The sequence below is a fragment of the Seongchinamella sediminis genome (assembly GCF_003457605.1).
GTDB classification, from domain to species: Bacteria; Pseudomonadota; Gammaproteobacteria; order Pseudomonadales; family Halieaceae; genus Halioglobus; species Halioglobus sediminis.
Genome location: NZ_QRAN01000003.1, coordinates 111958 through 123318, shown reverse-complemented (window position 1 = coordinate 123318; position 11361 = coordinate 111958). Strand labels below are relative to the sequence as shown.

Annotated in this window: 10 protein-coding genes and 2 tRNA genes; all 12 read left to right on the top strand. The window is 65.5% G+C overall.

Annotation, left to right across the window (positions count from 1 at the left end; all coding sequences use genetic code 11):
* Window positions 1–114 precede the first annotated feature (114 nt).
* A complete protein-coding gene (locus DWB85_RS03715; RefSeq protein WP_162845993.1) occupies window positions 115–2328 on the top strand; it encodes a DNA internalization-related competence protein ComEC/Rec2 in 2214 nt (737 codons plus the stop codon).
* 75 nt (window positions 2329–2403) lie between these two features.
* A complete protein-coding gene (locus tag DWB85_RS03710) occupies window positions 2404–3027 on the top strand; it encodes a MotA/TolQ/ExbB proton channel family protein (RefSeq protein WP_117952858.1) in 624 nt (207 codons plus the stop codon).
* The gene (locus tag DWB85_RS03705; protein ID WP_117952857.1) at window positions 3024–3455 is read left to right on the top strand and encodes an ExbD/TolR family protein; all 432 of its coding nucleotides are present in this window, start codon (window positions 3024–3026) and stop codon (window positions 3453–3455) included. The genes DWB85_RS03710 and DWB85_RS03705 overlap by 4 nt, the downstream gene beginning before the upstream one ends.
* Window positions 3448–5289: a lipid A export permease/ATP-binding protein MsbA gene (msbA, locus tag DWB85_RS03700; RefSeq protein ID WP_239017206.1), complete on the top strand. Its 1842-nt coding sequence runs from the start codon at window positions 3448–3450 to the stop codon at window positions 5287–5289. Before DWB85_RS03705 ends, msbA begins: the two co-directional genes overlap by 8 nt.
* Complete coding sequence (lpxK, locus tag DWB85_RS03695) at window positions 5289–6269, top strand: tetraacyldisaccharide 4'-kinase (protein ID WP_117952855.1); 981 nt, start codon at window positions 5289–5291, stop codon at window positions 6267–6269. The genes msbA and lpxK overlap by 1 nt, the downstream gene beginning before the upstream one ends.
* Window positions 6270–6289: 20 nt before the next feature.
* The gene (gene kdsB / locus DWB85_RS03690; protein WP_117952854.1) at window positions 6290–7054 is read left to right on the top strand and encodes a 3-deoxy-manno-octulosonate cytidylyltransferase; all 765 of its coding nucleotides are present in this window, start codon (window positions 6290–6292) and stop codon (window positions 7052–7054) included.
* Window positions 7047–7541, top strand: coding sequence for a low molecular weight protein-tyrosine-phosphatase (locus DWB85_RS03685; protein WP_117952853.1), 495 nt, complete (start codon window positions 7047–7049; stop codon window positions 7539–7541). The genes kdsB and DWB85_RS03685 overlap by 8 nt, the downstream gene beginning before the upstream one ends.
* On the top strand, window positions 7522–8550 hold the full coding sequence (gene murB, locus DWB85_RS03680; RefSeq protein ID WP_117952852.1) for a UDP-N-acetylmuramate dehydrogenase: 1029 nt from the start codon (window positions 7522–7524) through the stop codon (window positions 8548–8550). Before DWB85_RS03685 ends, murB begins: the two co-directional genes overlap by 20 nt.
* Window positions 8547–10385, top strand: coding sequence for an excinuclease ABC subunit UvrC (gene uvrC / locus DWB85_RS03675; protein ID WP_117952851.1), 1839 nt, complete (start codon window positions 8547–8549; stop codon window positions 10383–10385). The genes murB and uvrC overlap by 4 nt, the downstream gene beginning before the upstream one ends.
* Before the next feature lie 6 nt (window positions 10386–10391).
* On the top strand, window positions 10392–10958 hold the full coding sequence (pgsA, locus tag DWB85_RS03670) for a CDP-diacylglycerol--glycerol-3-phosphate 3-phosphatidyltransferase (protein WP_117953029.1): 567 nt from the start codon (window positions 10392–10394) through the stop codon (window positions 10956–10958).
* Between the two features lie 106 nt (window positions 10959–11064).
* Window positions 11065–11140 (top strand) — tRNA-Gly (locus tag DWB85_RS03665).
* 108 nt (window positions 11141–11248) lie between these two features.
* Window positions 11249–11322, top strand: a tRNA-Cys gene (locus DWB85_RS03660).
* The last annotated feature ends 39 nt before the right edge of the window (window positions 11323–11361 follow it).

Below are 11361 nucleotides of genomic sequence, written 5' to 3'. Positions count from 1 at the left end.
GCCGGCGCTGCACCCGCCCAGGGCTGCGGCGCCGGGCCAGTTATTATGCCCGCAACGGGGCGGCTTCTCTACATGCGTTCATGGATGATCGGATGGCTTGCGGCCACAGGGTTAATGGCCGTCTCCCCATGGTTGCTGCCACCCTGGCTGTGGCTCTGTTGCCTTGTGCCGGCGCTGTGGCGCCGGCCGTTGTGGGCGGGCCTGCTGGCCGCGGTGCTGCTGTGTTCAGCGCGCGGGCAGGTGGATCTGCAGCAGCGCCTGCCGAAGGCGTGCAACGGCGAGCCGGTGGTCCTGGTGGGCCACGTTGCCGCTTTGCCCCGGCTGTCGCAACTGGCGGAGGGGCGGCAGCGCCAGCGCTTTGAATTTATCGTCGACAGCCTGCTGCCCCGGGGCTGCGCCGGTCCGCGCCGGGTGCTGCTGTCGTATTATGGCGAGCGGGACATCCAGCCCGGCCAGTGGTGGCAGTTCCAGAGCAGGCTGCGCCGCCCCTGGGGCCTGGCTAACCCGGGCTCCTTCAACATGCAGGCCTGGTATGCGCTGAGCGGTATTGACGCTGTTGGCTCGGTGCGCAGCGCCGGGGACAGGCAGTTGTCCGGAGCTGCCCCCGCCTGGCGGGCCTGGCACCACCGGCTGCGTGCCCGGGTCAGTCAAGCGATTGCAGGGGCTGGTCTGTCGGCGCCGGCCACCGCCGTGTTGCAGGCGGTTACCGTTGCCGACAAAAGCGGTGTCGATCATCGCCTGTGGCAGTTGTTCCAGCACTACGGTATCAATCACCTGCTGGTGATTTCCGGCCTGCATGTGGCGCTGGTTGCCGGCCTGGGGTACGGGCTCGGAAAACTGCTCGCCGCCGGCCTGATGCTGGCGGGCCTGCGTCTGGCCCGCTACTCCTGGGCTGAGTCCACGGCCTTTGCCATGGCCCTGGTTTACACCGCGCTGGCGGGGTTTTCGGTGGCTACCCAGCGCGCCCTGGTCATGCTCGGCTGCTTTCTGCTGGCCCGGGTGCTGCGGCGCGGCAGCTCCGGGTTCAACAGTTTATTCGTGGCCGCCTGGGTGCTGTCACTCATCAATCCGCTGGTGTTCCTGGGGGCGGGCTTCTGGCTGTCTTTCGCCGCGGTGGCCATGCTGCTGTGGCTGGGGCGCTGGCAGCGCGGCGGCCGGGTCGGCCGGATGCTCATGCCGCAGCTGGCGATGGGGCTGGCGATGCTGCCCATGGGGGCCCTGTGGTTCGGGGGCAGCAGCTGGGTGGCCCCGCTGGCCAACCTGTTGCTGATTCCGCTGCTCGGTTGCTACGTCATTCCCCTGTCGCTACTCGGTGCAGGGCTGGCCCTTGGTGGCGCTCTACCGCTGGCCACCCGTTGCTGGCAGCTGGCAGCTGTCCCCCTGGAGTTGCTCTGGCCCGCTGCCCACCTGATCGACCAGCGGGCGACGCTGTTTATCCACGCGGCGGGCAGTGCTGCGGCGATAGTCCTTGCCCTGGTCGCCGCGGTGCTGCTGGTGGTGCCGCTCTCCCGGCGCTGGCGCCTGGGCTGTGTCGCCATGATCCTGCCCTTACTGCTGGCTCGGCCGCCGGCGATAGACTCCCCGCAGCTGGACGTACTGGACGTGGGGCAGGGCACCGCGGTGGTATTCCGGGCCGGTGGCCGGGTACTGCTCTACGATACCGGCGGCGGCAATCCCGCCGGTCCCAATCTCGCCCACAGCGTGGTGTTGCCGTGGTTGCAAAATGCCGGGGTGGAGCGGATTGACGAACTGGTGATCAGCCACAACGACCTCGATCACAGCGCCGGCCTCGCTGCGGTGCTGGCGGCCGTGCCGGTGGAGCGGCTGTGGCAGGGCGAGGCGGCCCATCCGCGGAGCAGGCCCTGTCGGGCGGGACAGGCCTGGACCTGGCCCGGGGGAACCCGCTTTCGCTTTCTGTCCCCGGTGGGTGCGGAGGAGGGCAACGATGCCTCCTGCGTGCTGCAGATCGAAGCGCGGCGGGTGCGCATCCTGCTGCCCGGTGATATCAGCCGGCAGCAGGAACAGCAGCTGATCCGCTACTGGGGCGACGCCCTGCGCAGCGAGGTCCTGCTGGTGGCACACCACGGCAGTAACACGTCCACCTACCAGGCCTGGTTGAACCGGGTGTCGCCGTCGCTGGGGCTGATCGCTGCCGGCTACGCCAGTCGTTTTGGCCACCCCCACGACCGGGTGCTGGCGCGCTTGCGCCAGTCCGGCGTGGCCGTACACGAGACTGCGCGGCGGGGCGCGCTGCGCATAGCCATTGGTCCCGACGGCGCCTGGTCGCTAACAGCTAAGCGCGACGGATACCACGCCTGGTGGATGTGACTTTTCCGCGGTTCCGTCACTCCGCGGCCTGTGCGTATAATGGGCCTTTCCTGGAAAAACTGGCGAGATGTCCCTGTGCTGGAACTGTTGACGGCTGGCGGATGGTTAATGGTACTGATCGTACTGTGTTCCATCGTGGTGCTGGCGATCTGTATTGAACGACTGATAACCCTCAACCCGAAAAAAATTGCCCCGCCGCACCTGCTGGCGACAGTGTGGAAGCAGCTCAAGGGCGGTGAAATGGACGCGGCCCGGCTCAAGACCCTGAAGCAATCGTCTCCCCTGGGACGAATTCTCGCCGCCGGGCTGAGCAATGCCTATCACGGCAGGGAAGTGATGAAAGAAAGTATCCAGGAAGCGGCCCAGCACGTGGTGCACGACCTGGAACGCTACCTCAATACCCTGGGTACCATTGCCGCCATCGCGCCCTTGCTGGGGCTGCTGGGCACCGTGGTCGGCATGATCCGGGTATTCGCCGAAATCATGTCCCAGGGCACCGGTAACGCCAGCGTGCTGGCCGGCGGGATTTCCGAAGCGCTGATTACCACCGCCGCCGGTCTCACCGTGGCCATTCCGGCGCTGGCCATGCACCGCTATTTCACCGGCAAGATCGACGCCATCGTGGTCGAGCTGGAGCAGGAAACCATCAAGCTGGTGGATGCCCTGCACAGTGAAGAGAATACGGAACACAAGCTTTGAAATTCCGCCGCCAGCGCCTCGATGACGTCACGATCAACCTGACGCCGTTGATCGATGTGGTATTCCTGCTGCTGATCTTCTTCATGGTGTCCACCACCTTTACCCGGGAAACCCAGCTCAGCGTGGACCTGCCCGAGGCCCAGGGCCAGCTCAAGGAGGCGCAGGGGGAGGAGATCGAGATACTCATCGATGAGAGCGGCCGCTACCGGGTCAATGGCCAGGGGCTGGTGGACAACCGCATGCGCACCCTGCAGGCGGCGATCTACAAGATTTCCGCCGGCGACACCACCCTGCCCATGATCATTACCGCCGACGCCCAGGCCGCCCACGAGGACGTGGTGCGGGCCATGGACGCCGCGGGCCAGATGGGCTTTGTCCACCTCAGTATTACCACCCGCCAGCCCACCCCGGAGCAGGCCGGTGGCTAGTAATCCTCGCCTCCAGCACCCGGTGAGAGCGGGCAAGATGAGCGACTGGCAGCTGTACCGCCGCCTGATCGGCTACGTGCTGCCCTACTGGTGGGTATTTGTGCTCAGCCTGGCGGGGTACATCGTCTACTCCCTGGGCAATGTGCTGCTGGCCGACATGATGCAGTTCCTGCTCGACGCCCTGAACCAGTCCGACAAGGCCGACTCGGGCCTGGTCTCGCGGGTGGCCTACGGCCTTTTTTACGAAGAGGGCATGGACAAGCTGGAGTTCACCCGGCTGGCGTTTCCCATCAGCCTGGTGGTGCTGGCGTTTATCCGTTCCATGGGCTTTTTCGTCGGCACCTACTTCATGAACCACGTGGCGCGCAACCTGATCCACACCCTGCGTTGCGAACTTTTCGACAAAATGCTGGTGGCCCCGAGTGCCTACTACGACAGCCACAGCCAGGGGGTGCTGATCTCCAAGATCACCTTCAACGTGGAGCAGGTGTCCGGGGCGGTGACCAAGGCCCTGAAAATCATCGTCAGGGAAGGCCTGACGGTGGTCGCGCTGCTCAGTTACATGCTCTACCTCAACTGGCGCCTGTGCCTGGTGTTTCTCGCCGTGGCGCCGGCGATTGCTCTGGTAGTGGGTGTGGTGGGCAAGCACTTTCGCCGCTACAGCCGGCGCATCCAGGCCTCCATGGGCGACGTTACCCAGGTGTCCAACGAGAGCATCGGCGCCTACCGGGAAGTGCGGATTTTCGGCGGCCAGGAGCAGCAGTCCCGGCGCTTCCACGGCGCCAGTGACTACAACCGCGCCCAGAGCCTGAAGCTGGCTTTCCTCGACGCCCTCAGCACCCCGGTTATCCAGACCCTGCTGGCGCTGTCGCTGGCGGCCCTGGTGTGGTTCGCCCTCAAACCCAGCCTGCTGGCGGACTTCTCTGCCGGCTCACTGGTGGCTTTCCTGACTGCGGCGGGGCAGCTGGGCAAACCGATTCGCCAGCTGTCCAGTATCCAGTCGGTGATCCAGCGGGGCCTGGCGGCGGCGGAGGATATCTTTGCCCAGCTTGACCTGGAAAACGAGGTCGACCAGGGCGGCAGGGAGATCGCCCGCGCCCGCGGTGCGATCGCCTATCGCCAGGTCAGCTTCGCCTACCCGGGCAGCGATACCCAGGTGCTGCGGGATGTGTCGCTGGACATCGCCCCCGGGGAGACCGTGGCGCTGGTGGGCCGCTCCGGCAGCGGCAAAAGCACCATGGTGCAGTTGCTGGCGCGCTTCTACCAGCCGACTGCCGGCCAGATCCTGCTCGATGATATCCCCCTGCAGGAGTACCGCCTGGCCGCACTGCGCGAGCAGCTGGCCATGGTCTCGCAGAATGTGACCCTGTTCCAGGACACCGTTTACAACAACATTGCCTACGGCACCCTGGCTGACAAGGGCCGGGAGGCGGTAGAGGAGGCGCTGGCGTCGGCCTATGCAAAAGATTTCATCAACGCCATGCCCGCCGGCATGGACACTCCGCTGGGCGACGACGGCGGCGGGTTGAGCGGTGGCCAGCGCCAGCGCATCGCCATTGCCCGGGCTTTCCTCAAGGATGCCCCGGTCATCATCCTGGACGAGGCCACCTCGGCCCTGGACAACGAGTCGGAGCACCGGATCCAGAAATCGCTGGATCGCATCTCCCGGGATCGCACCACCATCATCATCGCCCACCGCCTGTCCACCGTTGAAAAAGCCGATCGCATCGTGGTCATGGACGAGGGCCGCATTGTCGCCACCGGCACTCACGCTGAACTGCTGGCGGGGGACGGGATCTACGCCCAGCTGTACCACCAGGAATTCAGCGATTAATGACTGCCGCGGATAGTGGACTGGCGGCGGCCTGGTATCGTGGCGCCTGGTGGCTGTGGCTGCTGCTGCCCCTTGAGGGTCTGTTCCGCGCGGTAGCGGCGATGCGCCGCTGGCTCTATCGCAGCGGCCTCTGGTCATCCTATCGCGCTTCCTGTCCCGTGGCCGTGGTGGGCAATATCACCGTTGGCGGCACCGGCAAGACGCCGGTTATCATCGCCCTGGTCGAGGCGCTGCAGGCCCGCGGGCTCACCCCCGGCGTGGTCAGCCGCGGCTATGGCGCCACTGCTGGCGAGTTTCCCCATCGGGTCGGGGCGAACAGCAGCGCCGCCCAGTGTGGCGATGAGCCCCTGTTGATTCACCGGCGCACCGGCGCGCCCTGCGTGGTCGATCCGGATCGGGCCGCGGCAGTCAGGGCACTGCTGGCAGCCGGGCCGGTTGACGTGGTGCTCGCCGACGACGGCCTGCAACACTATGCCCTGCAGCGTGACTACGAGCTGGCCCTGCTCGACGCTGCGCGCGGCACTGGCAATGGTCACTGCCTGCCGGTGGGACCACTGCGCGAACCTGCCTCCCGCCTGGACAGCGTCAACCGGGTGCTCTACCGCGGCGGCGAAGACGCCGCCAGCAGCGTCAGCTACCGGCCGACTGCGTGGGTCAATGTCGCCTCAGGGGAGGAACGCCCGCTGTCCGCCTTCAGCGGCGGCGAGGGTATGGTGGCAGTGGCCGGGATCGGCCAGCCAGCCCAGTTTTTTGCCAGCCTCGAGGCCCTGGGGATTCGTTGCGACGAACGCAGCTTTGCCGATCACCACCAGTACCGCCCGCAGGATTTTGCCCCGCTGCAGGGTTCGACAATTCTCATGACCGAAAAAGACGCGGTAAAATGCCGTTCACTGGCCGGGGCGGACGCCTGGTACCTGCGCATCGAGGCCAGCCTGCCGCCGGCGGTAGTGGAGGAGATCTGCGCCCTGGTCCGTTCCTGAATTCCCGATAAGGTAAACACATGTCATTTGCAGTCGTTATTCCCGCTCGCTACGGCTCCACCCGGCTCCCGGGCAAACCCCTGCTGGATATCGCCGGCAAGCCCATGGTCCAGCGTGTCTGGGAGCAGGCCCTGGGGGCGGGCGCCAGTGAAGTGGTGGTGGCCACCGACGACAGCCGCATCCAGCAGGTGGCGCAGGCTTTCGGTGCCGAGGTTTGCATGACCAGGCCCGACCATCCCTCGGGTACAGACCGGCTGCAGGAGGTAGCGGCGAGCCGCGACTGGGACGAGCAGCAGATCGTGGTCAACGTGCAGGGCGACGAGCCACTGATTCCGCCGGCACTGATCGGCCAGGTAGCCGCCAACCTGGCGGCCAATCCCGAGGCCGCTATCGCCACTCTCAGCGAAGCGGTGAACGGGCTGGCGGAACTGCGCAACCCGAACGCAGTGAAGGTGGTGACCGACGCCCGCGGCATGGCCCTGTACTTCAGCCGGGCCACCATTCCCTGGCCGCGCGAGGCATTCAACGCCGCCACCGATACCATGCCCGCTGGCCAGTGGTACCGGCACATCGGCATTTACGCCTACCGCGCCGGATTCCTGCACCGCTACGTGAGCTGGTCGCCAGCGCCGCTGGAACAGCTGGAGCAGCTGGAGCAGCTGCGCGCCCTGTATAACGGCGAACGCATCCATGTGGCGCCCGCCTGCGAGGCGGTGCCCGCCGGGGTAGATACCGCCGAGGACCTGGCGGCGGTGCGCCAACGACTGGAGCAGCGTCATGACTGAATCCCCTGTCACCCGCGTGTTGTTCGTTTGCCTGGGCAATATCTGCCGCTCACCCACCGCCCACGGCGTGTTCGAGGCGATGGTCAGGGCGCGCGGGCTGGAGCAGCAGATCCGGGTCGATTCCTGCGGCACCGGCGACTGGCATATCGGCCACGCCCCCGACAAACGCGCCACGGCCGAAGCCCTGGGCCGGGGGTACGACCTCAGCGGATTGCGGGCGCGGCAGGTCCAGGTCAGGGATTTTCACGACTTCGATTACATCCTGGCCATGGACCGGCAGAACCTGGCTGACCTGCAGGCCATGTGCCCCGCCGGGTTCAGCGGCTACCTGGGGCTGTTCCTGCCCTTCGATCCCGCGGCCAGCATCGCTGAGGTGCCCGACCCCTACTACGGCGGCGACGAGGGCTTTACTCGCGTGCTGGACATGGTCGAAGCTGCCAGCGAAGGCTTGCTGAGGGAGATAGGCGGTGCAGATACTGCGCGCTGAATCGCTTCGCGCCCGCAATACGCTGCACCTGGAGTCTCATGCCAAAGCGCTGGTGGAGGTCTCCTCCGGGGCGCAGCTGAGCGCAGCGCTGGACTGGGCCCGGGCCGAGGGCCTGCCGGTGTTGCCCCTGGGCAGCGGCAGCAATGTGGTGCTGGCCGGGGACATCGACGCCCTGGTGGTCTGCCAGCGCGGCAGCGCGATAGATGTACTCAGTGAGCAGGGCGACAGCGTGATGTTGCGCGTCGCTGCCGGTCACGACTGGCACGCGCTGGTTGAACAGAGCCTGGCACGGGGCTATTACGGGCTGGAAAACCTGGCGCTGATACCTGGAACCGTGGGCGCTGCGCCCATCCAGAACATCGGCGCCTACGGGGTGGAGCTGGAACGCTTTGTGGCGGCGGTGCACGCGGTGGAAACCGCCAGCGGCAGGGCGCTGACCCTGTCTGCCGGCGACTGCGGGTTTGCTTACCGCGACAGCGTATTCAAGCGGGAATTGCGCGACAAGCTGGTGATTACCGCGGTGGACCTGCGCCTGTCGCGGCGGCCGGCGCCGGAGCTGGCTTACCCGGCCCTGCGCAGTGAACTGGAACGGGCCGGTATCCGCGATCCGGGGCCCGAGGATGTGTTCCGGGCAGTGGTCGCTGTGCGCAGCAGGCGACTGCCGGACCCGGCCCGCGAGCCCAACGTCGGCAGTTTTTTCAAGAACCCGGTGGTGGCGGCTGCGGTCGCCGCGGCGCTACAGGAGCAGTACCCGGACATGCCGCTGTACCCCCAGGCCGATGGCGGCGCCAAGGTCCCGGCCGCCTGGCTGATTGAGCGCGCCGGCTGGAAGGGCCGCCGGCGCGGCGGGGTAGGGGTGCACCCCGGCCACGCCCTGGTGCTGGTCAACTACGGGAGTGACGCCGGCGCCGACATACTCGCCCTGGCGGAAGAGATCAGGGCCGCGGTGGCGAGCCGGTTTACCATTGCCCTGGAGCCCGAGCCGCGAATATACGGTGACCAGGCTTGAGCCAGTTTGACCACAAGGCCTTTCTCAAGACCCTGACCTCGCGGCCGGGCGTGTACCAGATGTACGCCGAGGACGGCAAACTGCTATATGTGGGCAAGGCCAAGAACCTGAAAAACCGGGTGGGAAGTTACTTCCGCGCCCGTGGCCTCACCGACAAGACCCTGGCCCTGGTCAGCCGTATCCATGACATCCAGGTAACCGTGACCTCTACCGAGGTCGATGCACTGTTGCTGGAACACAACCTGATCAAGAGCCATCGTCCGCCCTACAATATCCTGCTCAGGGACGACAAGTCCTATCCCTATATCTACGTGTCGGCTGACAAGTTCCCGCGGCTGTCCCTGCACCGTGGCGCCCAGAAGGGCAAGGGACGCTACTTCGGGCCCTATCCCAGTGCCGCGGCAGTGCGTGAGTCGCTGCACTTCCTGCAGAAAGTGTTCAAGGTCAGGCAGTGTGAAAACAGCTATTTCCGCAATCGGTCCCGGCCCTGTCTGCAACACCAGATCGACCGCTGCACCGCGCCCTGTGTCGACCTGGTGAGCGAAGAGGAGTACGCGCAGCAGGTGGATAACACCTGCCTGTTCCTGTCCGGCAAGTCGCAGCAGTTGCTGGTGCGCCTGGCAGACGACATGGAGCAGGCCGCGGCGGAACTGGAATACGAGCAAGCGGCGGTGTACCGGGACCAGATCAGCCAGTTACAGCATGTGCAGGCCAGCCAGGGCATAGAGGGAGTAACAGGCGACCTCGATATCCTCGCCGCCGCGGTGGACGCCGGCCGCGCCTGTGTACAGGTGCTGTTTGTGCGCGGTGCGCGGGTCCTCGGCAGCAAGACCTACTACCCGCCGTTGAAGCTGCAGGAATCGCCCGGGGAAGTACTGGCAGCCTTTATTCCCCAGTACTACCTGGACGGCAGCCGGGCGATACCCGGCGAGATCATCGTCAACCAGGAACCCGACAGCGCAGCGGCGCTGGCCGAGGCCCTGACGGCGCAGGCGGAGCGCAACGTAAAACTGCGCAGCCGGGTGCGGGACGCCCGGGCGCGCTGGCTGCGGCTGGCGGTGCAGACTGCGGAAACCAACCTGCAGGCCCACCTGGCCGGCAAACAGACCGTGCAGGCGCGCTTCCAGGCTCTGCAGGCATTGCTGTCGCTGCCGGAACTGCCCGAGAGCATGGAATGCTTCGATATCAGCCACAGCTCCGGCGAGGCCACGGTTGCCTCCTGCGTGGTATTCGACCAGAACGGCCCCCGCAAGAGCGATTATCGCAAGTTTAACATTGAGGGCATTACCGGCGGCGACGACTACGCGGCCATGCAGCAGGCGCTGGAGCGGCGCTACCGGCGGCTCAAGTCGGGGGAGGGCAGGCAGCCGGACATCCTGTTTATTGACGGCGGCAAGGGCCAGGTAAGCCAGGCCATGTCGGTGCTGGAGGAACTACAGATCAACGATGTGCTGGTTATCGGCGTCGCCAAGGGGGTGACCCGCAAGGCCGGCTTCGAGACCCTCATAGACGGCGCCAGCGGCCGCGAATCGCAACTGCCGGGGGACAGCCCGGCCCTGCACCTGATCCAGCAGATCCGCGACGAGGCCCACCGCTTCGCGATTACCGGCCACCGGGCCCGCCGCGACAAGGCCCGCCAGCGCTCCCTGCTGGAGGACATCCCCGGGGTCGGCGCCAAACGCCGCCGGGAGCTGCTGCGCCATTTCGGCAGCGCCCAGGGGGTGGTCAACGCCAGCGTGGAAGAGTTGAAGAAAATTTCCGGAATAAGTGCCACAATGGCGACACAAATATACGACCACTTGCATGACGTGAGTGATGACGGGGAAAGGAATTAAGTGCAAATAAACATTCCCAACACGCTGACCCTGCTGCGGATCTGCCTGATCCCGGTGCTGGCCATCGTGTTTTATACCCCCTTCGAGAACCACCTGCTGGTGGCCGCTGGTATTTTCGGCATCGCCGCGATTACCGACTGGGTCGACGGCTACCTGGCACGCAAACTGGGGCAGATGACCGCCTTCGGCGCCTTCCTCGACCCGGTGGCCGACAAACTGATGGTGGCGGTGGCCCTGGTGCTGCTGGTGGAGCGCCACGGCACGCCCCTGTTTACCCTGGCGGCCTGCGTGATTATCGGGCGGGAAATCGTCATCTCCGCCCTGCGCGAATGGATGGCGGAGCTGGGCGCGCGTACCTCGGTGGCGGTGTCCTACGTGGGCAAGGTCAAGACCGCTTTCCAGATGGTCGCCATAGCCCTGCTGCTGGCGATAGACCCGGCCACCAACGAGAGCTGGCTACTGGCCCTGTGTTACGTGGTGTTGTACGTGGCCGCCGTGCTCACCCTGTGGTCCATGTTCATTTACCTCAAGGCCGCCTGGGCAGTGATGAAGGAGCGCGATAATTCGTTTTAATTCAGGTGCTTGCGAGATTATTTCAGTTTTCTTGTTGACACCGGGCGCCGGGTGCATACAATAGGCGCCTCTTGAACGTACACCGCTTGGCGGGGTGCGGCTTGAAGCGGGAATAGCTCAGTTGGTAGAGCGCAACCTTGCCAAGGTTGAGGTCGCCGGTTCGAACCCGGTTTCCCGCTCCAACTTCCCCAGCGCGGTAGTTCAATGCGTTGAGGGTTTTGGAGTTCGAAGTGGTGCGCCACCCCGGCCATTACCCGCTCCAACTTCCCAGACTGGTTCTCAGTCGCGATGGCTCGGTGGCAGAGTGGTTATGCAGCGGACTGCAACTCCGTGTACGCCGGTTCGATTCCGACCCGAGCCTCCAATAATTTGACGCTTGTATACCAGTATTTTCGTCAAAGTT